Raw genomic sequence first — 22884 nt, 5'->3', positions numbered from 1 at the left:
AGGGGAAGAGTTGAACGCGTTCAAGAAGGCGGTGACGAATGGCCGCGCGACCTCCGGGTGGGTATGGTCGGCTGGCACCGGCACGGACGCCGGGGCTCCCTGGTGAGGCGGTGAGTGGGTGCGGGCGCAGGACGCGGAGCGGCGGCAGGTGGTGCTGCGACCGACCGGCGAGATCGACATGTCCACCGCCGACGCGCTCGAGGCGGAGGTCCTGGACGCGCTGCGCCGCACCGACGTCGGCGAGGTCCTGGTCGACCTGGCCGACGTCGAGTTCCTCGACTCCAGCGGGGTGCGCGTGCTGGTGCACGGGCTGACGGTGGCCCGCAAGCACGACGTGGCGTTCCGGGTGACCCGGCCGCAGCCGGTGGTGGCCCGGGTGTTGCGGATCACGTCGGTCGACGTCCTGCTCGGGCTGGCCGCCACCGACAACGGGGGCCCGGCCGGCGGCGGCTGGCGCGGCCTGGACTGACCGGGCGGGCGGCGCGGGCGCCGGCCGGCGACGATCGGTCCCACTCCCGCCGGCGCTCGGTCCGGCCGCGCGGCGGTCAGGGTTCGGCGTTCGCGGACGCCTCGGCCGACCACTCGACCAGCAGCAGCGTGGCGTCGTCGCGCCCCGTCCCGTCGCCCAGGTGCTCGGTGACCGCGTGGCTCAGCCGGCGCAGGATCTCGGCCGCCGGTAGCCCGGAGCTGATCTGCCGCTCGGCCAGATCGGCCAGCCGGGGCAGGCCGAACAGCTCGCCGGTGGCGCTGCGCGCCTCGGTCACCCCGTCGGTGTGCAGCAGCAGCCGGTCACCCGGCTCCAGCCGGGCCTGCGCCACCGTGACCTGGTCGGCCAGGCCGAGCGGGAGGCGCCGGCCGCCGGCCAGCTCCTGCACCGCCCGTCCGCCCCGCAGCACCAGCGGCGGCGGATGCCCGGCGACGAGGTACCGGAGCTGGCCGGTGCGGGTGTCGAACTCGGCCAGCACGCCGGTGACGAAGCGGGCGTCCTGCCACTGGCCCGCGATGGCGGTGTCCACCGAGCGGGCCAGGCCGGTCAGGTCGCTGCCGGCCCGCCGCGCCGCGCGCAGCGCGGCGAGCGCGACCGAGGTGGTGAGCACCGCCGGCAGGCCGCGGCCCACCCCGTCCAGGATCGCCAGCGAGATGACCCCGCCGTCCAGGGCGTAGTCGAACGCGTCCCCGCCGACCTCGTAGCAGGGTTCGAGCAGGGCGCTGATCGCCGTGTCCGGGCCGGCGAAGGTCAGCGGCGGCAGCAGGTGCCAGAGCAGCTCGGCGGAGACCGCCATGGACCGGCTGCGCCGGGCCCGGTGCAGGGTGTCGCCGTACCCGGACTTGCTCGTCACCAGGTGACCGACGAGGCCGGCGATCAGCCGGCAGCCGTCCTGGAACGACGGGTCGGACGGGTCGGTGCCGTCCGCCGGGAAGACCTCCAGCAGCCCCAACCGGTCGGTGCCGTTGACGATCGGCACCCAGAGCCGGGGCGGCGGCCCGTGCCCGATGTGCGGCTCGACGTGGGTGAAGGCGCGACCGGCCAGGCTGGTGTCGATCGGCAGCGGGTCCGGCGCCGGCCGGCCCGGCTCGGGCAGCGGCCGCAGGTCGCACTGTTCGGCGTCGACCAGGTAGACGGTGGCCGTGGCGCCCAGCGGCCGCAGTACGGTGCCGACCGCCGCCGCCAGCTCGTCCGGCGGCAGCCGGTGCGACCGGGACACGAGGTCGGCCAGCGCCCGGTGCCAGGGGTCGGTAGCCGTCATCCCATCCGCATACCCCGCTCCGGCCCGGTCAATGCCGCCCGGGCCGGGTCCGCCGCCGGTCCGCCCGGCCCGCTGTCAGCCGGCGAGGCCGAGCGCCTCGGCGGCGGCCCGGCCGTTGGCGTGGCTCGCGCCGTAGGTGGTGACGAAGGCCCGCACGCCGGCCGGCCGCCAGCTCGCCGGCCAGCCCATCTCGACAACGGTCACCGGGTGCTCGGCGGCCAGCGCGGTCACCAGCTCGGGACCGCCGGGCAGCCGGTGCAGGTGCCGGCCGACCAGCACGATCGGCCGGGACCCGGCGAGCCCGCGCAGGGCGGCCGGTTCGGTCTCCGCGGCCACCACCCGGATCTCCTCGGCGTCGGCCAGGTGCGGCCCGAGCCCCCACGGCACCCGGCCCTCGGCGATGGTGGAGGCGGCGTGCAACTGGACCACCAGCGGCCGGTCCAGCTCGGTGAGGCTGCCCTCCACCCGGACGGCACGGCGCGCCGCCGCGTACCCCAGGTCGGTGGCGGCGGCGGAGATCCCGCCGGCGGCCCCGGTCCAGGCGGCCAGCGCGGCGGCCCGGCCGGCGGCCTCCTCCACCCGGGCGCGGTCCAGCCGGCCGTCGCCGAGCGCCGCGACGATCTCGGCGACCACCCGTTCGACCAGGTCGGCGTCGACCTTGGCGCCGATGCAGAGCAGGTCGGCGCCGGCGGCGAGGGCCCGCACCGCGGCCGGCCCCACCCCGCCCGCGGCGATCGCGGCGCCCTTCATCTCCAGTGCGTCGGTGATCACCGTGCCGGTGAAGCCGTACTCGCCGCGGAGCAGGTCGACCAGGACGGCCCGGCTGAAGGTGGCGGGGCCGTCGCCGGTCAGCGCCGGTACCCGGATGTGCGCGGTCATCACCGCGCGGGTGCCGGCGTCGACCACCGCGGCGAACGGGGGCAGGTCGCGCTCGCGCAGCACCTCGACCGGTACGTCCACGGTGGGCAACTCGTGGTGGGAGTCGGCGATCGTGGCGCCGTGCCCGGGGAAGTGCTTGGCGCAGGCGGCGACGCCGGCCGCCTGGAGGCCGGCGACCGCGGCGGCCGAGTGCGCGGCGACCCGGACCGGGTCGGCGCCGAACGAGCGGGTGCCGATCACCGGGTTCTCGTCGGCGGTGTTGACGTCGACAGTGGGCGCGAGGTTGACGGTGATACCGAGCGCGGCCAGCTCGGCCCCGATGGCCTCGTAGACCCGCCGGGTGAGCGCCACGTCGCCGACCGCGCCGAGCGCGGCGTTGCCGGGGTAGGGGCTGCCGGTGGCGTGCGCGAGCCGGGTGACGTCGCCACCCTCCTCGTCGATGGCGATCAGCACGTCGGCGCGGCCGGCCCGCAGCGCGGCGGTGCTGGCCGCCACCTGCGCCGGGTTGTGCACGTTGGTGCCGAACAGGGTGTGCCCGGCGAGCCCCTCGGCGACCAGGTCGACCGCCCAGTCCGGCGGCACCGGTCCCGGGTACGCGGCCAGCAGCGTGCCGAGCGCGAGCCGGCGCAGTCCTGGATCGAGCCCCACGTGATCTCCCCTTCCGGTGCCCGGACGGCACGACGTCGTGACGGAGGCGGCCGTCCCGGCGGTGCAGCGGTGCCGGGTCGTCCGAGTTCTCCGGTGCCGGGTGGCCGATACGCTACGGCTACCCATTCACCGGTCGATTTACAGTTAGCAAAGTTTATAGAACATGAAGGACGTGGCATGAGTGCGACCCGGCTGCCCGGCACCCCTCGCCTGCTGCGGGCGCTCAACGACCGCGCCGCGCTCGAGCTGCTGCTCGAGCAGGGTCCGCTGACCCGGGCCCGGCTCGGTGAGCTGACCGGGTTGTCCAAGGTCACCGCCTCCCAGCTGGTGGAGCGGCTGGAGGAGCGCGGGCTGGTCACCCGGGTCGGCGAGCAGGCCGGCGGGCGGGGGCCGAACGCCCAGCTCTACGCGGTGCGGCCGGGCAGCGCCCACGTGGTCGGGGTGGATGTCGGCCCGGACCGGGTGGTCGCCGCCTGCGCGGACATCACCGGTGCGGTGATCGGCCGGGTCGAGCAGTCCACCCGGGACACCGACGACCCGGTCGGCGTGGTGCACAACGCGGTGGTCCAGGCGGCCAGCAGCGCCCAGGCCCAGTTGTCCAGCGTCCGGCGGATCGTGCTCGGCACCCCCGGCCTGGTCGACCCGGCCACCGGCGACATCACCTTCGCCTTCAACCTGCCGCGCTGGCACAGCGGCCTGCTCGCCGCGCTCCGCGACGACCTGCACACCCCGGTCGTCTTCGAGAACGACGTCAACCTGGCCGCGGTGGCCGAGGCGCAGTCCGGGGCGGCCCGCGGTGTGACCGACTTCGTACTGGTCTGGGTCGGCGCCGGTGTCGGCCTGGCGATCATGCTCGGCGGGCGGCTGCACCACGGCAGCAGCGGCGCCGCCGGCGAGATCGGCTACCTGCCGGTGCCCGGCGCGCCCATCCCGCGTGACGTGTCCCGCCGGGCCAAGCCGGCCTTCCAGCAGCTGGTCGGCGGGGACGCGGTGCGCGCGCTGGCCCGCGAGCACGGTTACCCCGACGACGGTGCCGCCGCGGCGGTGCGCGCGGCGATCGCGGACGGCACGGCGGGCGGCCCGATGCTCGACGAGCTGGCCCGGCGGCTGGCGCTCGGCGTGGCCAGCACCTGCGTGGTGCTGGACCCGCCGCTGGTGGTGCTCGCCGGCGAGGTCGGCCAGGCGGGCGGGGCCGCGCTGGCCGAGCGGGTGCAGCACGAGGTGGCGGCGATCACGCTGGTGCGCCCCCGGGTGGTGCCGACCGGGCTGACCGAGGAGCCGATCCTCAACGGCGCACTGCGGACCGCGCTGGACGCCGTCCGCGACGAGGTCTTCGGGTCCACCGTCGGCTGAACCGGCGTCCGTCATGTGAAGGAATTCTTCACCATCGGCCGGAGTGCTGCAAGGTGTTGCCGCACCCTGGCCGGGTGCCCGGCGGGCTCAGATCAGATCCCGTCGGCGGAACAGGGCGAACGCCGCCGCGGTGAGCGCGGCGGTCAGCGTGACCAGTACGACCAGCGCCGGCGCCCAGGTCAGCGCGTAGAAGCCGTCGCAGCTGCCGTCGAAGACGCCGGCGCAGGCCTGGTTGTCCCAGAACTCGGCCCGCCCGGTCAGCCAGGCGGCCAGGTGGCTGGAGAGCATCAGCTGGTCGGGCCGGGCCACCTCCAGGATCTCGAACACCAGCCGGGCGCCGAGCTCCCACACCACCAGGTACGCGGCCACCGCGCCGAGCGCCGCCGAGGTGTGCCGGCCCAGGGTGGCGATGGCGAAGCCGAGCGCCGTGGCCAGCACCACCAGCACCAGGCCGCGACCCCAGAGCGTGCCCAGCGACCGCCAGAACTGGTCGTCGAGATGGCCCGGCTGCCCGGCGGCCTGCCCGATGAACCAGAAGCTGCCCAGGTACACCACCGACGCGACCAGCGACAGCGCCAGCACCCCGCCGAGCAGCGTGCCCAGCTTGGCGCCGAGCACCGTCATCCGGCGCGGCCGCCACAGCAGCAGGTTGACCACCCCGCCGGAGTTCAGGTCGGCGCCGATGTAGGAGGCGCCCACCAGGAAGCCGAAGAGGACCAGGAAGGCGATCAGGAAGTAGAGCAGCGGCCGGGCCTCCGTGGCGAAGGTGAACACCCCGACCAGGTAGTCGGCGGCCACCGGCAGCCGCTCCCGCAGCGCCGGGTCCACCTCGCTGCAGTTGGGCGGGTAGTACTGGTCGGCCTGCTCCGGCGGCAGCACGCCGCGCTCGCGGGCGAGGCACTGCTCGTGGATGACCTCCAGGTTGCGCCGCTCCTCGGCCGCCTGCCGCTGCGCCTCGGCCAGCTCGGTGGCGGTGGGCCGGTGGGAGCCGGCCAGGGTGGTCGCCGCGGTGATCCCGAAGGCCAGCACCAGCAGGACGACCATGAGCTGGACGAAGCGCCGGGCGCTCAGCCGCTCCAGTTCGGCACGGACCAGGTTCACGCGTCCACCCCTCTGGTCTCGCCGACCCCGGCGTCGAGGTCGATCGTCCCGTCCCGCGTCGGGCGGTCGGGCAGTACCGAGTCGTCCACCTGCCGGGGCACCCCCGGATGCCCCGCCGTGCCGGTCAGCTCCAGGAAGACGCTCTCCAGGTCCGGCCGCAGCGGGGTCAGCTCGCCCACCCAGAGGCCCTGCTCGCCGAGGGTGCGGCTGACCAGGGTCGGGTCGGTCACGTCGGCCACGGTCAGGTGGTCGTCGTGCGCCGTGGCGGTCAGCCCGGCGGCGCCCAGCAGCTCGACCGCCCGCGCCGGCTCGGCCACCCGGACCAGGAACTCGTGCCGGTCGAAGCCGGCCAGCACCTCGTCCACCCGGCCGGCCGCCACCCGCCGGCCCCGGGAGATGATCGTGACGTGGTCGCAGATCAGCTGGATCTCGGCCAGGATGTGGCTGGACACCAGCACGGTCACCCCGGCCGCGGCCAGGGACCGCATCAGGTCCCGCATCTCCCGGATGCCGGCCGGGTCCAGCCCGTTCGCGGGCTCGTCGAGGATCAGCAGCTCCGGGTCCTTGAGCAGGGCGGAGGCGACCGCGAGGCGCTGCTTCATGCCGAGCGAATAGCCCTTGACCCGCTCGTGACCCCGGTCGTAGAGGCCGACCTGGGTCAGCACCTCGTCGACCCGGGAGACCGGAACGCCGCCGGCCCGGGCGAGCAGCCGCAGCGTGCGGTGGGCGGTGAAGTTGCCGAAGAACTGCGGGCTCTCCACGATCGCCCCGACCCGCCCGGACACCCGGGGCAGCTGCTCCGGCGACCGCGCGCCGAGCACCGTCATCCGCCCCGCGTCGGCGCGGACCAGGCCGAGCAGGGCACGCAGGGTGGTGGTCTTGCCGGAGCCGTTCGGACCGAGGAAGCCGTGGATCTGGCCGGGCTCCACGAGCAGGTCGAAGCCGTCGACCGCCACCCGGCGACCGTGCCGCAGGCTGTGGAAGGTCTTGCGCAGACCCTCGATCTCGATGACCGCGCTCATCCGCGCGGCTCCCTGCTCCGACCGGGCATGAAGCGTCCTCCGGGTGGGGTGACCAACGACACGGCGCCCCACCATACGGCCGGCCCGCCGCCCGTGGGGGGCGCTACGGCGCTGCGTGGTTGGATGGTCGGGTGACTGGTGACCTGATCCCCGGCGCCGGCGGCGCCGCACCCGCACCCCCGCCCGTGGACGCGGATCTGGTGGTCAGCCTCGACGGCGTCGGCGTACGCCGGTCCGGCACCGCCCTGCTGCACGACCTCACCTGGCGGGTCGAGCTGGACGAGCGCTGGGTCGTGCTCGGCCCCAACGGCGCCGGCAAGACCACCCTGCTCAACATCGCGGCCGGCCGGCTGCACCCCACCACCGGCAGCGCGTACGTGCTCGGCGAGCGGATCGGCCGTACCGACCTGACCGAGCTGCGGACCCGGATCGGGCTCTCCACCGCCGCGCTCGCCGAGCGGGTGCCCGCCGACGAGCGGGTCACCGACGTGGTGGTCACCGCCGCCTGGTCGGTGGTCGGCCGCTGGCGGGAGAGCTACGACCCGACCGACGAGGCCCGCGCCCGCGCGCTGCTGAGCCAGCTCGGCGTCGGCGGCCTCGCCGAGCGCAGCTACGGCACACTGTCCGAGGGGGAGCGCAAGCGGGTGCAGATCGCCCGTGCCCTGATGACCGACCCGGAGCTGCTGCTGCTCGACGAACCGGCGGCCGGCCTCGACCTGGGCGGCCGGGAGGACCTGGTGGCCCGGCTGGCCGAGCTGGCGCAGGATCCGGACGCCCCGGCGATGGTGCTGGTCACCCACCACGTGGAGGAGATCCCGCCCGGCTTCACCCACGCGCTGCTGCTGCGCGAGGGCGGCGTGGTGGCGCAGGGGCTGCTCGGCGAGACGCTCACCGGCGACAACCTCTCGAAGGCCTTCGGCCTGCCGCTGGTGGTCCAGCGCTCCGGCGACCGGTACACGGCTCGCGCGGCCTGACGCCGCGGTAAGGAGGCCAGCGTGCGGCAGACCCGGGTCGTCGTGGTCGGCAGCGCCAACATGGACCTGGTGGCCACCGCCCCCGCCCTGCCCCGGCCGGGGGAGACCCTGCTCGGCACGGACTTCGTGACGGTGCCCGGCGGCAAGGGCGCCAACCAGGCGGTCGCCGCCGCCCGGGCCGGCGCCGCCTGCGCCTTCCTCGGCGCGATCGGCTCCGACTCGTTCGGGGTCACCCTGCGGGCCCGGATCACCGCTGCCGGGGTGGACACCAGCCAGCTGCGGGTGGTGTACGGCGCCTCGGGCGTCGCCCTGGTGATGGTGAACGCCGAGGGGGAGAACGCCATCCTGGTCACCCCCGGCGCGAACGGCGCGTTCACCGCGCTCACCGAGGCCGAACTGGCCGCCGTACGAGACGCGGACGTGCTGGTCGCCCAGTTGGAGGTGCCGGTGGAGACGGTGACCGCGGCGGCGGTGGCCGCCCGCGCGGCCGGCACCCGGGTGGTGCTCAACGCCGCGCCGGCCCGGCCGGTGCCCGCCGAGCTGCTGGCCGCGGTGGACCTGCTGGTGGTCAACGAGAACGAGGCCCGGGCACTCACCGGCCGGGGCCGGGACGAGCCGCGCGCCCTGCTCGACCTGGTGCCCCGGGCGGTGCTCACACTGGGCGCCGAGGGCGCCTGGTACGGCGACCGGGACGGCACCGACGTGCACGTGCCGGCGGTGAAGGTGGACGTGGTCGACTCCACCGGAGCCGGCGACGCGTTCACCGCCGCCCTCGCCGTCGGTTGGGGCGAGGGGCGGGACCTGGTCGACGCGGTGCGCTGGGCGGCCGCGGCCGGCGCGGCGTGCGCCCGGCGGCTGGGCGCCTCGGTGGCGCTGCCCCGCCGGGCCGAGATCGACGAGCTGTACGTCCCCGCCTGATCCGGGCAGCGACCGCCGCGGCTGCCCGCTCCGGTCCGGAGTCCGAGGCCGGTGCCCGGGGCGCGGCGGGGCTCAGGCGCTGCGGCACGGCGCCTGGGCGGCCGAGCGGCCGCAGGTCGCCAGGCTGCACCAGCGGCGTAGGCCGCTCGCGTCGAGGAAGAGCCAGCCGCACCGCTCGTCCGGGCACGCGCGGACGGTGAGCCGGCGCGGATCGGCCAGCAGCGCGGCGGCGCTCCACGCCGCGGCGTGCACGGGCAGCCGCAGTCCGGCCGAGAGATCGGGCCACCACCGTCCCCGGCCGTCGGGTTCGCGCCGGAACACCATCGTCTTCGCGGCCGCCTCCGCGGCCCGCGCGACGGCGTCGAACGCAGCCCGGTCCTCCGGATCGGTCAGGCAGGCGTACAGCCGGGCGCGGAGCGCGCGGGCCTCGTTCAGCGTGGCGGCGGCCTCGTCCGGGTTCCGCCGGGCCAGGTCGAGCAGCCGCCCCACCGCCACGTCGTCGACCAACCCCACGTGGCCGGCCCAGACCGCCAGGGTCGGGTAGCCGCGGAGCCACTCCGATCCGGGCAGTGGCGGCTCGTGGCGCCAGCCGGCGAAGGTGTTGCAGAACTCCAGCGCCGGATGCCCACCGACGCTCCACGGCAGGTTCTCGCCACGCACCCGTACCTCGTAGACGGGCAGGTCGGGCCGGTCGAGCCGGTGGTCGGCGCGGAGGATCCCCCGATGCACCTCGCGCAGCCGCATGCCCGGCTCGACGCCGAGCTCGGCCACGAGCGTGCGCCGGGTCGTCCGGTACAGCTGGAGCGCCTCGGCCTGCCGGCCGGCCCGGTACAGCGCGGTCATCAGCGAGGCGACCAGCCGTTCCCGGGTCGGGTGCCGGGTGACCAGTGGCGTCAACTCACCGATCACCCGGGCCTGGTGACCCAGCGCCAGCCGCGCCTCGGCCCGCAACTCGACGCCGGTGAGCCGGAGTTCCTCGATCGGTCCGCCCAACCGGCCGCGCAGTTCGTCGTCGGCCGTGTCGGCGAGCAGCGGTCCCCGCCAGAGCCCGAGCGCCCGGTCGAGCAGCCGCACTCGCTCGGCCGGTTCGGCGGTGCCGCTCGCCTGGTGGACGAGGCGGCTGAACTCCTCGACGTCGACCCGGTGCCCGTCGGGCTCCACGAGGTAGCCCTCGCCCCGCGTGGTGATCCGGACCCGGTGGGGCGCCAGCGACGCCCGGAGCCGGCCGATGTAGGTGTGCACGGCGCCGCGGGCCGAGGCGGGCGGCTGGCCGTGCCAGAGCAGCTCGATGAGCCGGTCGGTGCTGACCAGGTGGCCCGGGTCGAGCAGCAGGACGCCGAGGATGCACCGTTCCTGCCGGCGGCTGCCGAGCTCGACGGGCTGACCGTCCTGACGCGCTTCGAAGGGGCCGAGCAGTCGGAAGTCCATACCCGGTCAGACCACCTGGCCGCCGTGGACGGTTGCCGGTGCGGTGAGCGGCTGGTGATTTCCCGGGTGCCGGCGGCCGACCCGGCGGGCGGGGGCGGCTGTGTCGCGGCCGCCGCGGTCAGGACGTGGTCAGGGGCGCCGGTGACGCTGATCCGGTCCGACCGTCGAGAACAGAGGGAGCGATCATGCGGTGGAGTACGAGTGTCGGAACGGCCCTGGCGGCAGCGGTGTTCGTCGCGAGCACGGCGACGGCGGCGCCCGCCGCCCCCGCCGCCACGCCGACCGTGCCGGCCGAGCTGGCCGCCGCGCTCGCCGAGGCGAGCCGGCTCGACGGCTGGGTGCCGGCGCCGCAGGAGGCGTTCGAACTGCCCGCCGGGGCGCGGTGCGACTTCGCCGTCCGCGTCCAGCCGGTGGTGGACGAGGTGCGCAAGCTGGTGCTGGAGACCTACCCGGACGGCTCGCCGAAGCGGGAGGTCTACACCGGCGCTCTGATCGACGAGGTGACGAACCTGGAGACCGGCGCCACCAGCATGGCGGACGCCAGCGGCTCCGCGCTCGTCGTGCACGGCACGGACGGCTCGATGACCTGGTACGTGGTGGGGCCGGTGCTGCTCGGCTTCCGGGAGAACGCCGGTTCGCTGCCACGCGGCCTGTGGCTGGTGGACGGGGTGTTCCGGGTCGAGTTCACCCCGACGTTCGACAAGACCATCACGATGCTGCGCGGCACCACGCACGACGTCTGCACCGACGTGGACTGAGTCCTGCGCCGCCCGGCCGGGGTCCCGCCCGACCGGGCGGCGCCGCGTCCGCCCGGTTCAGCCGGTACCGGGACGGACCACCGCCGTGCCGCTGCGGAAGGCCCGCCGGTACGCCGAGGGCGACGTGCGCATGGCCCGGCCGAAGTGGTGGCGGTAGGTGACCGGGCTGTCGAACCCGACCGCCGCGGCGATCTCCTCCACCGGCGCGTCGGTGCCCTCCAGCAACGGCAGGCTGGCCCGGACCCGCTGGTCGACCAGCCAGCGGATCGGGCTGGTGCCGGTGGCCCGGGCGAAGTGCCGCAGGTAGGTGCGCGGCGACATGTGCGCCTGCCGGGCCAGCCGGTCGACGGTGACCGGCTCCGCCAGGTGCCCCAGCGCCCAGGCGATGCTGCCGGCGATCCGGTCGTCGTCCGGGTCGACGGTCACCGGCGCCTCGATGAACTGGGCCTGGCCGCCGTCGCGGTGCGGCGGGATCACCAGCCGGCGGGCGACCGCGTTGGCGATCGCCGCGCCGTGGTCCCGGCGGACCAGGTGCACGCAGAGGTCCAGGCCGGCCGCGCTGCCGGCGCTGGTCAGCAGGTCCCCGTCGTCGAGGTAGAGCACGTCCGGGTCCACCTCGACGCGGGGATACCGGCGGGCCAGCAGGTCCGCGTACCGCCAGTGGGTGGTGGCCCGCCGGCCGTCCAGCAGCCCGGCGCCGGCGAGGGCGAACGCCCCGGAGCAGATGGACATGATCCGGGCGCCGGCCCGGTGTGCCCGGCGCAGGGCGGCGACCAGGTCCGGCGAGGGGTCGGCGGTGACGTCCGGCACCCCGGGGACGATCACCGTCGCGGCCGCGGCCAGCACGTCCAGCCCGTACGGGGTGTGCAGGGTGGCCCCGCCGACGACCGGCACCGGGCCGGGCCGCTCGGCGCAGACGGTCAGCTCGTACCAGTCCACGTCGAACTCGGGCCGGGGCAGCCCGAACACCTCGGTGACGATGCCGGTCTCGAAGACCGACATCCCCGGGTACGCCAGCACGGCGACGGTGCGGCCGGCCGGAGCACGCAGGGACATGGCGGGATGTTAGCGCTCGTCGTCGTTCCCGCCACTCGCCCGGTCGGCCGGCGCCGCCGGAGGATCATCGGCATGACGCAGACCTTCGCCGTGCCGGCCGCCGAACCGGCGGTCGCCGCCGCCCACTTCCTCGCCCGGCTCACCTTCGAGACCGACGTCAGCGACGTGCACGCCGACCTGACCGCCGGGGTGCCCGACCTGGTGGTGGTCGACTCCCGGGGCGCCGCCGCCTGGGCCCAGGGGCACCTGCCCGGCGCCGTGCACCTGCCCACCGCCGAGATCGCCGGGCGCGCCACGGGCCTGGTGCCGGCCGGGTCCCGGGTGGTCACCTACTGCTGGGGCCCGGGCTGCAACGGCGCCACCCGCGCCGCGCTGGAGTTCGCCCGGCTCGGCTTCACCGTCAAGGAACTGATCGGCGGGTACGAGTACTGGGTGCGGGAGGGGTTGCCGGTGGTCACCGGGACCGGGCTGACCCGCCGCCCGGTCGACGACCTGACCGCGCCCCGGGCCGCCGTCGCCTGCGACTGCTGACGCCGGTCACCCCTCGGCGTCGTCGGTGAGCTTCTCGCCGCGCCGGCGCAGCATGTTCAGCCCGGGGATGCCGGCCACCGCGAGCTTCAGGTCGCGGGTCACGTCGAGCAGGTCGTGCAGGTCCGGGCCGACCCGGTCGAGGGTGGCCAGGATGGGCAGGATGTCCGAGGTCAGGTGCTGCTTGAGCTTCGGCAGCTCGTCGACGAGCCGGATCGCGGCGGTCACCTCCTCGTGGCTGAGCTGCTCGACGAAGCGGTTCGCCATCGGCGCGGCCCGGCGCAGCGCCGGCTCGTACGCGGTCAGCAGCTCGGCCGCGGTGGCCGCCGCCTCCGCCGCGGCGCCCACGGTGGCCGCCGCGCGGCCGGCCACCGAGTCGGCCTCGGCGACCACCGTGGCGGCCGTCCGGGCCACCTTGTCGGCCTCGGTGACCACCGCCGTGGCCGCGGCGGCCACCTCGGTGGCGGTGTCGATCGCGGCGGTCGCGGCGGCGCTGATCACGGCGACCTCGCGGACCGCGGCCTCGGCGTCGGTGAGTACCCGGTCGGTGCGGTCCAGCGTCTGCTCGATGCGGTCCACCACGCCGTTGATCCGGGCCAGCAACGCCTCCACCCCGTCGAGCACCGCGAACGCGCGGACGGGCACGGCGGCGAACGACGCGGCCGAGCCGAGGGCCTGGTCGAGGGCGGAGCGGGTGAGGCCGACGACCGCGCCGGGCCGGGGGAGGGGAATCGCCATGGCACCAAGTGTGCGTCGTCGCCGCGAGAACCGCCCGGCGGCGTCAGTCGACCGGCCCGTGCTGCTCGACGGCCCGCTGCACGGCGCGGTAGATCTGGCCGAACCGCAGCGCGTCCGGGGTGCGCAGCAGCAACTCCTCCCGCCCGTGGTGCTGCACCCAGAGCTCGTGCACCCGGTTGCCGCGCTCGTAGGAGCGGTCCAGCCAGCCGAGCGGCACCTCCAGGAACGGGGCCAGGGCCAGCGCGGCGACCGCGCACGCGGCCAGGACGACCAGCGCGAGCCGCCACTCGCCCCGGTCCTGCGCCGACCAGGCCAGCGAGAGCACGCAGACCACCGCGACCAGCGGCGGCAGCGACAACAGCAGGACCAGCACGCCCCGGCCGAGCACCCGACCCCGGACCGCCGCCGTGGTCCGCCCGCGGGCATGCCAGACGTACGTCAGGTCGGCGATCGCCACGACCTGCCCACCCGCCCGGATCGACTCGGAGGTCACCTGCACCGCCTCGTCCCGGTAATAGAGGGTCATCACTAAGCTCTAGCACTTCCCGGCAACGGGGCGCTCGGGCCGCCCACTGTGGAGCTGAGCCGCCCACGTCGTCGGAAGGGCTGACCGGGGCGGTGCGGCGGCCCACCCGTCGCGTAGCGTCCGGGCGCATGACCGAGCAGGAGCGCAACGTCGAGGTGGTCCGCCGCTACCTGCGGACCTTCGTCACGAAGGACCTCGCCGAGGTGCGCGCGGTGGTGGCCGAGGACGTGGCGATCTACGGCTCCGGCGGCGCGGTGCGGGGCCGGCACTTCGTCGAGCAGGCGGTCGCCTCGCTCGGGCTGACCGTGCTCGACCAGGAGATCGTCGAACTCTTCGCGGCCGCGGACCGAGTGGTGGTCTCGCTGGCGCAGACCTACCGGCGGGACGCCACCGGCGTCACCGCGGTGCAGAGCGCGTGCAAGATGTACCGGCTGGCCGGCGGCGTGATCGTCCAGTTCTGGGGCGAGCAGGACCTGTTCGGCCTGCTGCGCGGGCTGGGCATGCTGCCGGACGGCCCGATCGGGTGCTAACCGCGGCGGACCGTCGCCGGCTGGCCCCGCTCCACCGCCCGCTGCACCGCGCGGTAGATCTGGCCGAAGCGCAGCGCGTCGCCGGTGCGCAGCAGCCGGACCGGGTGTCCGCGCCAGCGCGCCCAGAGCTCCAATTGCCGGCTGCCCCGGGCGTACGAGCGGTCCAGGTGCTCGAAGAGGAGGTCGGCGACCGGCCCGACGGCGAGCCCGACCAGCACCGAGGCGCCGACGATCGCGATGGTGACGGTGGGCGAGCGGTCCAGCCGGAGCGCGAGCGCGATGCCGAGCGCGGCCGCTACCAGCGGCCCGGCCAGCGCCGCGCCGATCGCGCCCCGGCCGGCCAGCACCCGCCAGGACCGGCTGCCGCGCTGGTGCCACACCATGCTGATCTCGGTGAGCGGAAACGTCCGGCCGTCCACCCGTACGGCGGTGGAGGTGACCTGGACCGACCTGTCGTCGTAGTACGTGATCATCGCTGGTCTCATCGCTGAACTCCCGGAGCGGGGCTGATACCAGACTACTTACCCGGACGGGCCGCGCCGTAAGGTTGGCACGCGACTTCGACGAGGAAGTGAGGGTGCGCGTGAGCGAGTTCGTGCGGCTGGAGACCAAGGACGGGATCGGCACCATCCGGCTGGAGCGGCCGCCGATGAACGCGTTGAACACCCAGGTGCAGGAGGAGTTGCGCGCCGCCGCGACGGCGGCCACCGCCGACCCGGGCGTCCGCGCGGTGATCGTGTACGGCGGCGAGAAGGTCTTCGCCGCCGGCGCGGACATCAAGGAGATGGCCGACATGTCCTACGTGGACATGGCGGCGCGGGCGGCCGACCTGTCCAGCGCGCTCGGCGCGATCGCCCGGATTCCCAAGCCGGTCGTCGCGGCGATCACCGGCTACGCCCTCGGCGGTGGCTGCGAGCTGGCGCTGGCCTGCGACTGGCGGGTGGTGGCCGAGGACGCCAAGCTCGGCCAGCCCGAGATCAAGCTCGGCATCATCCCCGGCGCCGGCGGCACCCAGCGGCTGGCCCGGCTGATCGGCCCGGCCCGGGCCAAGGATCTGATCATGTCCGGCCGGATGGTCGACGCCCAGGAGGCGCTGCGGATCGGCCTGGCCGACCGGGTCGCCCCGGCCGCCGAGGTCTACGACGCCGCGGTCGAGCTGGTGCGCCCGTACCTCACCGGCCCGGTGCAGGCGCTGCGCGCGGCGAAGCTCGCCGTGGACGGCGGCCTGGACATGGACCTCAACTCGGGCCTGGCCTGGGAGAGCCAGCTCTTCGCGGCGCTGTTCGCCACCGACGACCGGCGCGAGGGCATGGCCGCGTTCGTGGAGAAGCGCAAGCCGGACTTCACCGGCCGGTGACCCCTGCGCCGGTGAACCGCCGCCGCCAGGCGGCGGTTCACATTCGGCCTACCGGCCAGTAGCGTGTGACTCCGGCCGGGCGACGAAGGGAAGCGGCATGACGGAGCGGATCGAAGGTCACGGCGGCGAGCTGGCGCTCGCGGCGTTGCGCGCGTACGGGGTGCGGGAGATGTTCACCCTCTCCGGCGGGCACGTCTTCCCGCTCTACGACGCCGCGCACAAGAACGACTTCCCGATCTACGACGTCCGGCACGAGCAGTCCGCCGTCTTCGCCGCCGAGGCGGTGGCCAAGCTCCAGCGCCGCCCCGGCCTGGCCGTGCTCACCGCCGGCCCCGGCGTCACCAACGGCATCTCCGGGCTGACCAGCGCGTACTTCAACGCCTCGCCGGTGCTGGTGCTCGGCGGCCGGGCCCCGCAGTTCCGCTGGGGCTCGGGCAGCCTCCAGGAGATGGACCACCTGCCGCTGGTCGCCCCGGTCACCAAGCACGCGGAGACGGTGTTCAGCCCCGACGACATCCCGCGCGCGGTGACCGCGGCGCTGACCACCGCGCTCACCCCGCACCGCGGGCCGGTCTTCCTGGACTTCCCGCTGGAGGCGGTCTTCTCCGTCGCCGACGCCGAGCTGCCGGCGCTGCCGGGCATCGCGCCCGTCGAGGCCGACCCGGACGAGGTGCGCACGGCGGCGGAGCTGATCGCGGCGGCCAGCCGCCCCGTGATCATCGCCGGCTCCGACGTCTACGCCGGCGACGCGGTCGACGCGCTGCGCGCCGCGGCCGAGGCGTTGCAGGTGCCGGTCTTCACCAACGGGATGGGCCGGGGCGCGCTGCCGCCGGAGCACCCGCTCGCCTTCGCCAAGGCCCGCCGGGTGGCGCTGAAGGGCGCCGACGTGGTGGTGGTGATCGGCACCCCGCTGGACTTCCGGCTGAGCTTCGGCGACTTCGGCGACGCCACGGTGGTGCACATCGTCGACGCGCCGAGCCAGCGGGCCGGGCACGTCCAGCCGGCCGCCGCGCCCGCCGGCGACCTGCGGCTGATCCTCACCGCGCTGGCCGAGCACCCCGGCGACCGGGCCGACCACGCCGGCTGGATCGCCGAGCTGCGCACCGCCGAGGACGCCGCGAGGGCCCGCGACGCCGAGGAGATGGCCGCCGAGACCGACCCGATCCGCCCGGCCCGGGTCTACGGCGAGCTGCGCAAGGTGCTCGCCCGCGACGCCATCACCATCGGCGACGGCGGCGACTTCGTCTCGTACGCCGGCCGCTACCTGGAGCCGGCGCAGCCCGGCACCTGGCTCGACCCCGGCCCGTACGGCTGCCTCGGCACCGGCATGGGCTACGCGATGGGCGCCCGGGTCAGCCACCCGGACCGGCAGATCTGCGTGCTGATGGGTGACGGCGCGGCCGGCTTCTCGCTGATGGACGTGGAGTCGCTGGCCCGGCAGCGGCTGCCGGTGGTGATCGTGGTCGGCAACAACGGCATCTGGGGCCTGGAGAAGCACCCGATGCGCGCCATGTACGGCTACGACGTCGCCGCCGACCTCCAGCCGGAGCTGCGCTACGACCAGGTGGTCAGCGCCCTCGGCGGGGCCGGCGAGACGGTCGCCAAGGCGGCCGACCTCGGGCCGGCCCTGCAGCGCGCCTTCGACGCCGGGGTGCCGTACCTGGTGAACGTGCTGACCGACCCGGCCGACGCGTACCCCCGCTCGTCGAACCTGGCCTGAGACCACCGCCCGCCGCCGTCGCCGTCACCCGGCGACGGCGGCGGGCGCGTTTTCACCCGCAGCTGAACGGGCTCTGCCAGCAGGAAAATCGACGCACCGTGAGCGCCTGTCGCCGTAACGTCAGCGCCGTGGGAGGTCGCCACCGGTCACGGTGCGGCCACCAACGGAGACGACAGGAGTGGCGATGGAGCACGCGATCCGTGCGGAGGGTCTGGTGCGCCGCTTCGGCGACACCACCGCCCTCGCCGGAGTCGACCTGGCGGTACCCACCGGGACGGTCTTCGGCCTGCTCGGCCCGAACGGGGCGGGCAAGACCACCGCGGTACGGGTGCTCAGCACCCTGCTGCGGGCCGACGAGGGGCACGCCACCGTGGGCGGCTTCGACGTGGTGCGCGACGCCCACCGGGTGCGCCAGCTCATCGGGTTGACCGGTCAGTACGCCTCCGTCGACGAGACGCTCACCGGCTTCGAGAACCTGCTGCTCATCGGCCGGCTGCTCGGCCTGGGCCGGGCCGACGCCAAGGCCCGCGCCCGGCAGCTGCTCGCCGACTTCCACCTCAGCGACGCCGCCGACCGGGCCGCCAAGACCTACTCCGGTGGCATGCGCCGCCGGCTCGACCTCGCCGCCAGCCTGGTCGGCCGGCCGCAGGTGCTCTTCCTCGACGAGCCGACCACCGGGCTGGACCCGCGCAGCCGCAACGAGCTGTGGGACATCGTCCGCAACCTGGTCTCCGACGGGGTGACCGTGCTGCTCACCACCCAGTACCTGGAGGAGGCCGACCAGCTGGCCAGCGAGATCGCGGTGGTCGACCACGGCCGGGTGATCGCCCAGGGCACCCCGGAGGAGCTGAAGACCAGGACCGGCGGGCAGACGCTGGCCGTCCGCCCCGCCGACGCCGACGACCTGCCCACCGTGGTGGCCATCGCCGCCGAGGTCGCCGGGGCGACCCCCGAGGTCGTCCAGACCACTGTCACCGTGCCGGTGAACGCCCCGGGTGTGCTGCCCGCCGTGGTCCGCCGCCTCGAAGCGGCCGAGATCCCCGTCGCCGAGCTGGCCCTGCGCGGCGCCAGCCTGGACGAGGTCTTCCTCTCGCTCACCGGCCACCGGGCCGAGACCGACGCCCCCGCCGGGGCCGACCTGGAAGGGAGCGTGGCATGACCGCAACCACCGTGACCGCCCCGCTCACCCCGGCCCGCCGGCTCGGCCCGACCGCCGGGCTGCGGCACACCCTCACCCTGGCCTGGCGCAGCCTGGTGCAGATCAAGCACAACCCGATGGAACTGCTCGACCTGAGCATCCAGCCGGTCATGTTCGTACTGCTCTTCACGTACGTGTTCGGCGGGGCGATCTCCGGCTCGCCGGGGGACTACCTGACCTTCGCGCTGCCCGGCATCATCGTGCAGAACGCCTTCTTCGCCACCATGACCACCGGCTTCGGGCTGAACAACGACCTCACCAAGGGCGTGTTCGACCGGCTGCGCGCGCTGCCGATCGCCCGCTGGGCGCCGCTGGCCGGGCGGATCCTCGCCGACACGGTCAAGCAGGCGTGGTCGGTGTCGCTGCTGGTCGGCGTCGGCATGATCCTCGGGTTCCGGCTGGAGAACGGGCTGCTCGGCCTGCTCGGGGCGTTCGCGCTGCTGCTGGCGTTCTCGCTGGCCGCGTCCTGGATCTCGGTGCTGGTCGGGGTGCTGGTCAACGAGCCGGAGAAGGTGCAGATCTTCGGCTTCATGGTGATCTTCCCGCTCACCTTCACCAGCAACGCGTTCGTGCCGACCGAGACCATGCCCGGCTGGCTGCAGTCCTGGGTCGAGGTGAACCCGGTGACCATCCTCGCCGACGCGCTGCGCGGCCTGCTGGTCGGCGGCCCGGTGGCCGCGCCGGTGGTGCAGTCCCTGCTCTGGGCGGGCGTCCTCGCCGCCATCTTCGCCCCGCTGGCCGTACGCGGGCTGCGGCGTCGGGTCTGACCAGCGGCTGACCGCCGCCCCGGGCGGCTACGCCGGGGGCCGGTCCTCCTCGTCCTCGCGGCGGCGCAGGTCCTCCTCGCGCCGCCGCAGGTCCTCCTCCCAGCGGCGGAAGAGCTCGGAATCCTGCTGCCGGGAGCGCTCCTCGATCGAGCGCAGGAACTCGGGGTCGTCGTCCGGGGCGACCGGCCGGGACCGCTTGCGCGCGGCGTCGCCGTTCCCCATCGGCCAGGCCGGGCGGGGGCGGGTGCCCGCGGTCTCCCGGCCGGCGACGAACCAGGCGATCGAGCCGAGCAGCGGGAAGAACAGGATGATCAGCACCCAGGCGATCCGGGGCAGGGCGCGGATCTCGCCCTCCTCGGCGGAGAGGCAGCTGATCAGCGCGCAGACGGCGAGGACGATCTGCGCCAGGAAGAGGAGGACGTACAGCCGGGCCATGGGTCAATGATGGCGCACCGGCGCCGGTCACCACAGCCCGCGTAGCACCAGCGCGGTGCCGAGCAGCGCGAAACCGGCGGTGGCCAGGGCGACCAGCGGCAGCGTCCGGCCACCGGTGCGGGTCGGGCCGGTGGCGGCGGCCCGGGGCCAACAGACGGTGACCGCAGCGCCCCAGCCGAGCAGCGCCAGCCCAGCCAGCAGCGCGCCGACCGGCCCGGCGGGGAACGCGAGCCGCAGGGTCAGCAGCAGGACCACTGTCAGCGTCAGCGCGGTCCGCCGCCAGGCCAGCCGGGTCCGTTCGGGTTGCAGCCCGGGGTCACGCGCCCCGGCCGGTCGGCCCGGTGGCCCGGCCGCGCCGGCCGGTGTCGGCGGCCCCGGCGGACCGGGCGGCCGGTCGCCGGCGCTCACCGGTTGCCGAAGGCCCGGGCCAGCACCGCCACCACCAGCAGCACCGCGCCGAAGCCGATGGTCAGGGCGAGCACCGCCGGGAAGCGGGAGGCGGGCAGCTCCTCGCCGAGCCGGATGGCCCGTTCGGTGCGTGCCCAGTGGTCGACGGCGTGGACGGCGACGGCGCCACCGAGCAGCAGCAGCGCCACCGCGATCAGCTCGCGCAGGTGCGCCAGCGGCAGTGGCGGCAGGAACTGCGCGGCGGCCAGCCCGCCGGCCACCAGCGCCAGTCCGGTCCGCAGCCAGGCCAGGAAGGTCCGCTCGTTGGCCAGCGAGAACCGGTAGTCCGGGGTGCTGCCGACGGCCCGCAGCTCCCGCGGGTCGAACCAGCGCCTGATCGACTGCCACACACCCCGATTATCGGTTGGCGGCCGGCCTAGCCTGGACGGGTGACGGATCTTGATGTGACGACCCTGCGGAACGCGTACGACAACCAGTTGCGCGCCGTGGTGCCGGACCCGCTGCCGGCCGGGGTGACGGTGGAGTGGGACGGTCCCCTGGTGCGGATGCTCGGCCTCGACCACGGGGGTTTCCTCACCTACCGGGACCTCGGCGGGCTGACCGGCGCGGCGCTGGACGAGCTGATCGCCCGCCAGGTGGAGTTCTTCCGGCTCCGGGGCGAGCGGGTGGAGTGGAAACTGCACGGCCACGACGAGCCCGCCGACCTGCCGGACCGGCTGCGCGCCGCCGGCTTCGCGCCGGAGGAACTGGAGACAGTGGTGATCGGGCCGGTCGCGCCGCTGGCGGCCGCGCTCCCGGTGCCGCCCGAGGGCGTACGCCTGCGCGAGGTGACCACCCGGGCGGACCTGGACCGGATCGTGGCGATGGAGGAGGAGGTCTGGCAGGCCGACCGCGCTCACCTGGCCGACGGGCTGGCCCGGGAGATCGCCGCCGACCCGCAGTCGATCACCGTGGTGGTGGCGGAGGCGGCGGACACGGTGGTCTGCGCGGGCTGGGTGCGGTACGTGCCGGACACCGGGTTCGCCACCCTGTGGGGCGGCTCGACGCTGCCGCGGTGGCGGGGGCGGGGCATCTACCGGGCGCTGGTCACCTACCGGGCCCGGCTGGCCGCCCAGCGCGGCCGGACCCTGTTGCAGGTCGACGCCTCGCCGGACAGCCGGCCGATCCTGGAGCGGCTCGGCTTCGTCCCGGTCACCACCACCACGCCGTACGTCTACACTCCGTGATCATGCAGCGGTTGACGGCGGAGGAGCTTCTCACCCTCAAGACCGGCGCGTTCGGCGCGGTCTTCCTGGTCTCGAACGCCGATCCCGGCATGCTGGCGCTGTTCCGGGAGAGCTTCGCCGCCTCCGGGGCGATGTCGGACGCCAGCGGCGTGGTGAAGGAGGCGCTGACCACCGGTCCGCTGCCGAAGCTGCCCCGGGACTCGGCGATGGAGGTCGAGTCGGTGGTGCTGCCCGCGCTGGGCCGGGCGATGGGGATCCTGCGCGAGAAGGCCCCGCGGGACGTGCCGGTCTACCGCTCGGTGGTGCTGGCCGCCGCGGAACGGGTGGCCCGGGCCCACCGGGGCGTCGCGCCGGCCGAGGCGGCGGTCATCGACCGGATCAGGGACGCGCTGGGTGAGCCGGCCTGAGCGGGCCGGCGCCGGGCGGGGCCGGTGACCAGAGCGCCCGGACGGCCGCCCGCACGCAGCGGTCGCGGATCCGGCCGCAGGCGCAGCGGTACGACTCGGGCAGCGCCCGCCGGCAGGCGAGGCCGACGGCCGCCGCGCGCACCGGACGCTTTCCTCACATGTCGTGATACCTCCCGGTTTGCCAGCTTACCCGGCGTCGAGATCGTCGGTGAGCTGTGTCACTCTGAGTGCCCGGGAAGGCGATGCTACTGACAGGTAACATGGCCTCGTGGGAAACCGCACAGCAGCCTGCGGTTGACCGGCGTCACCCGACGCGCGAGGCTGCGCCCCAGACCGGGCGAGCGATCGCTACACCAAACAGGAGGGTCGTCGAAGCGCGATGAACATCGTCGTACTCGTCAAGCAGGTGCCCGACTCGGGCGCGGACCGCAACCTGCGTACTGACGACAACACCGTCGACCGCGGTTCGGCGAACAACGTCATCAACGAGATGGACGAGTACGCCATCGAAGAGGCGTTGAAGATCAAGGAGGCGCACGGCGGCGAGGTCACCGTCCTGACCATGGGTCCGGACCGGGCGACCGAGTCGATCCGCAAGGCGCTCTCGATGGGGCCGGACAAGGCCGTGCACGTGGTCGACGACGCGCTGCACGGGTCCTGCGCCGTGGCGACCTCGAAGGTGCTCGCCGCCGCGCTCGGCACCCTCAACGCCGACCTGGTGATCTGCGGCGCCGAGTCCACCGACGGCCGGGTCCAGGTCATGCCGCACATGATCGCCGAGCGGCTGGGCGTCGCGGCGCTGACCGGCGCCCGCAAGCTCACCGTCGACGGCGGCACGCTCACCGTCGAGCGGCAGACCGAGGAGGGCTACGAGGTGGTCACCGCCTCGACCCCGGCCGTGGTCTCCGTCTGGGACACCATCAACGAGCCGCGCTACCCGTCGTTCAAGGGCATCATGGCCGCCAAGAAGAAGCCGGTGCAGACGCTCTCCCTCGGTGACCTCGGGGTCGCCCCGGCCGAGGTGGGCTTCGACGGCGCGACCAGCGCCGTGCTGGAGCACAGCAAGCGGCCGCCGCGCTCCGGCGGCGCCAAGATCACCGACGAGGGCGAGGGCGGCGTCAAGCTGGTCGAGTTCCTCGCCACCGAGAAGTTCGTGTGA

General features: G+C 75.0%; 26 protein-coding genes. 14 read left to right on the top strand and 12 right to left on the bottom strand.

The annotated features are described in order from the left end of the window. Window positions 1–118: 118 nt before the first annotated feature. Complete coding sequence (locus tag Q3W71_RS03850) at window positions 119–469, top strand: STAS domain-containing protein (RefSeq protein ID WP_302917871.1); 351 nt, start codon at window positions 119–121, stop codon at window positions 467–469. Window positions 470–545: 76 nt separating this feature from the next. On the opposite strand, the gene Q3W71_RS03845 is transcribed toward Q3W71_RS03850, so the two are convergent. Further along, window positions 546–1748 (bottom strand): PP2C family protein-serine/threonine phosphatase, encoded by a 1203-nt coding sequence (locus Q3W71_RS03845; protein ID WP_302917870.1) that lies wholly within the window; start codon window positions 1746–1748, stop codon window positions 546–548. A 75-nt stretch (window positions 1749–1823) separates the two neighbouring features. Next, window positions 1824–3275 carry a glycoside hydrolase family 3 N-terminal domain-containing protein gene (locus Q3W71_RS03840; RefSeq protein WP_302917869.1) on the bottom strand — a complete coding sequence of 484 codons (1452 nt, stop codon included), beginning with the start codon at window positions 3273–3275 and terminating at the stop codon, window positions 1824–1826. Between the two features lie 177 nt (window positions 3276–3452). Here Q3W71_RS03840 and Q3W71_RS03835 point away from each other — a divergent pair, with 177 nt between their 5' ends. After that, complete coding sequence (locus Q3W71_RS03835) at window positions 3453–4628, top strand: ROK family transcriptional regulator (RefSeq protein WP_302917868.1); 1176 nt, start codon at window positions 3453–3455, stop codon at window positions 4626–4628. 87 nt (window positions 4629–4715) lie between these two features. On the opposite strand, the gene Q3W71_RS03830 is transcribed toward Q3W71_RS03835, so the two are convergent. Both Q3W71_RS03830 and Q3W71_RS03825 read right to left on the bottom strand, forming a co-directional pair. Beyond that, window positions 4716–5729, bottom strand: coding sequence for an ABC transporter permease subunit (locus Q3W71_RS03830; RefSeq protein ID WP_302917867.1), 1014 nt, complete (start codon window positions 5727–5729; stop codon window positions 4716–4718). After that, window positions 5726–6751 carry an ABC transporter ATP-binding protein gene (locus tag Q3W71_RS03825; RefSeq protein WP_302917866.1) on the bottom strand — a complete coding sequence of 342 codons (1026 nt, stop codon included), beginning with the start codon at window positions 6749–6751 and terminating at the stop codon, window positions 5726–5728. The genes Q3W71_RS03830 and Q3W71_RS03825 overlap by 4 nt, the downstream gene beginning before the upstream one ends. Before the next feature lie 131 nt (window positions 6752–6882). On the opposite strand from Q3W71_RS03825, the gene Q3W71_RS03820 reads away from it, so the two are divergent. After that, a complete protein-coding gene (locus Q3W71_RS03820) occupies window positions 6883–7725 on the top strand; it encodes an ABC transporter ATP-binding protein (protein ID WP_302917865.1) in 843 nt (280 codons plus the stop codon). Window positions 7726–7746: 21 nt separating this feature from the next. After that, a complete protein-coding gene (locus tag Q3W71_RS03815) occupies window positions 7747–8643 on the top strand; it encodes a ribokinase (RefSeq protein ID WP_302917864.1) in 897 nt (298 codons plus the stop codon). A 72-nt stretch (window positions 8644–8715) separates the two neighbouring features. On the opposite strand, the gene Q3W71_RS03810 is transcribed toward Q3W71_RS03815, so the two are convergent. Beyond that, window positions 8716–10071 carry a BTAD domain-containing putative transcriptional regulator gene (locus Q3W71_RS03810; protein WP_302917863.1) on the bottom strand — a complete coding sequence of 452 codons (1356 nt, stop codon included), beginning with the start codon at window positions 10069–10071 and terminating at the stop codon, window positions 8716–8718. A 185-nt stretch (window positions 10072–10256) separates the two neighbouring features. Here Q3W71_RS03810 and Q3W71_RS03805 point away from each other — a divergent pair, with 185 nt between their 5' ends. Continuing rightward, window positions 10257–10829: a hypothetical protein gene (locus Q3W71_RS03805; RefSeq protein ID WP_302917862.1), complete on the top strand. Its 573-nt coding sequence runs from the start codon at window positions 10257–10259 to the stop codon at window positions 10827–10829. Window positions 10830–10886: 57 nt separating this feature from the next. On the opposite strand, the gene ftrA is transcribed toward Q3W71_RS03805, so the two are convergent. Further along, window positions 10887–11885: a transcriptional regulator FtrA gene (gene ftrA, locus Q3W71_RS03800; protein WP_302917861.1), complete on the bottom strand. Its 999-nt coding sequence runs from the start codon at window positions 11883–11885 to the stop codon at window positions 10887–10889. 72 nt (window positions 11886–11957) lie between these two features. Here ftrA and Q3W71_RS03795 point away from each other — a divergent pair, with 72 nt between their 5' ends. Further along, window positions 11958–12416, top strand: a complete 459-nt coding sequence (locus Q3W71_RS03795) for a rhodanese-like domain-containing protein (protein WP_302917860.1) — start codon at window positions 11958–11960, stop codon at window positions 12414–12416. Window positions 12417–12422: 6 nt separating this feature from the next. Here Q3W71_RS03795 and Q3W71_RS03790 read toward each other — a convergent pair whose 3' ends face one another. After that, window positions 12423–13151, bottom strand: coding sequence for a hypothetical protein (locus Q3W71_RS03790; protein WP_302917859.1), 729 nt, complete (start codon window positions 13149–13151; stop codon window positions 12423–12425). Window positions 13152–13194: 43 nt separating this feature from the next. After that, on the bottom strand, window positions 13195–13677 hold the full coding sequence (locus tag Q3W71_RS03785) for a DUF6232 family protein (RefSeq protein ID WP_302917858.1): 483 nt from the start codon (window positions 13675–13677) through the stop codon (window positions 13195–13197). A gap of 128 nt (window positions 13678–13805) precedes the next feature. Between Q3W71_RS03785 and Q3W71_RS03780 the strand changes: the two genes are divergently transcribed. After that, window positions 13806–14207: a nuclear transport factor 2 family protein gene (locus tag Q3W71_RS03780; RefSeq protein WP_302917857.1), complete on the top strand. Its 402-nt coding sequence runs from the start codon at window positions 13806–13808 to the stop codon at window positions 14205–14207. Here the strand turns inward: Q3W71_RS03780 and Q3W71_RS03775 are convergent. Further along, a complete protein-coding gene (locus Q3W71_RS03775; protein ID WP_302918718.1) occupies window positions 14204–14680 on the bottom strand; it encodes a DUF6232 family protein in 477 nt (158 codons plus the stop codon). The genes Q3W71_RS03780 and Q3W71_RS03775 overlap by 4 nt on opposite strands. 110 nt (window positions 14681–14790) lie before the next feature. On the opposite strand from Q3W71_RS03775, the gene Q3W71_RS03770 reads away from it, so the two are divergent. From Q3W71_RS03770 to Q3W71_RS03755, 4 genes are all read left to right on the top strand, one after another. Beyond that, window positions 14791–15564, top strand: coding sequence for an enoyl-CoA hydratase-related protein (locus Q3W71_RS03770; protein WP_302917856.1), 774 nt, complete (start codon window positions 14791–14793; stop codon window positions 15562–15564). A 97-nt stretch (window positions 15565–15661) separates the two neighbouring features. After that, window positions 15662–17284 carry an acetolactate synthase gene (locus Q3W71_RS03765; protein WP_302917855.1) on the top strand — a complete coding sequence of 541 codons (1623 nt, stop codon included), beginning with the start codon at window positions 15662–15664 and terminating at the stop codon, window positions 17282–17284. Between the two features lie 184 nt (window positions 17285–17468). Then, the gene (locus Q3W71_RS03760; RefSeq protein ID WP_302917854.1) at window positions 17469–18443 is read left to right on the top strand and encodes an ATP-binding cassette domain-containing protein; all 975 of its coding nucleotides are present in this window, start codon (window positions 17469–17471) and stop codon (window positions 18441–18443) included. Beyond that, window positions 18440–19249: an ABC transporter permease gene (locus Q3W71_RS03755; protein WP_302917853.1), complete on the top strand. Its 810-nt coding sequence runs from the start codon at window positions 18440–18442 to the stop codon at window positions 19247–19249. Before Q3W71_RS03760 ends, Q3W71_RS03755 begins: the two co-directional genes overlap by 4 nt. 27 nt (window positions 19250–19276) lie before the next feature. Here Q3W71_RS03755 and Q3W71_RS03750 read toward each other — a convergent pair whose 3' ends face one another. Genes Q3W71_RS03750 through Q3W71_RS03740 form a run of 3 tightly spaced genes read right to left on the bottom strand, consistent with a single transcriptional unit; the run spans window position 19277 to window position 20481 of the window. Then, entirely contained in the window at window positions 19277–19684 is a 408-nt protein-coding gene (locus tag Q3W71_RS03750; protein WP_302917852.1) for a PLD nuclease N-terminal domain-containing protein, read from the bottom strand. A 27-nt stretch (window positions 19685–19711) separates the two neighbouring features. Beyond that, window positions 19712–20092, bottom strand: coding sequence for a DUF202 domain-containing protein (locus Q3W71_RS03745; RefSeq protein ID WP_302917851.1), 381 nt, complete (start codon window positions 20090–20092; stop codon window positions 19712–19714). Continuing rightward, the gene (locus Q3W71_RS03740; RefSeq protein WP_302917850.1) at window positions 20089–20481 is read right to left on the bottom strand and encodes a YidH family protein; all 393 of its coding nucleotides are present in this window, start codon (window positions 20479–20481) and stop codon (window positions 20089–20091) included. The genes Q3W71_RS03745 and Q3W71_RS03740 overlap by 4 nt, the downstream gene beginning before the upstream one ends. 39 nt (window positions 20482–20520) lie before the next feature. Here Q3W71_RS03740 and Q3W71_RS03735 point away from each other — a divergent pair, with 39 nt between their 5' ends. The 3 genes from Q3W71_RS03735 (at window position 20521) to Q3W71_RS03725 (ending at window position 22884) form a co-directional block, all read left to right on the top strand. Beyond that, entirely contained in the window at window positions 20521–21318 is a 798-nt protein-coding gene (locus tag Q3W71_RS03735; protein ID WP_302917849.1) for a GNAT family N-acetyltransferase, read from the top strand. A 2-nt stretch (window positions 21319–21320) separates the two neighbouring features. After that, window positions 21321–21725, top strand: coding sequence for a hypothetical protein (locus Q3W71_RS03730; protein WP_302917848.1), 405 nt, complete (start codon window positions 21321–21323; stop codon window positions 21723–21725). 379 nt (window positions 21726–22104) lie between these two features. After that, the gene (locus Q3W71_RS03725; protein ID WP_302917847.1) at window positions 22105–22884 is read left to right on the top strand and encodes an electron transfer flavoprotein subunit beta/FixA family protein; all 780 of its coding nucleotides are present in this window, start codon (window positions 22105–22107) and stop codon (window positions 22882–22884) included.

The sequence above is a fragment of the Micromonospora sp. C28SCA-DRY-2 genome, from assembly GCF_030519475.1.
Lineage (GTDB): Bacteria > Actinomycetota > Actinomycetes > Mycobacteriales > Micromonosporaceae > Micromonospora.
This window is presented reverse-complemented; position numbering and strand designations above follow the sequence as displayed.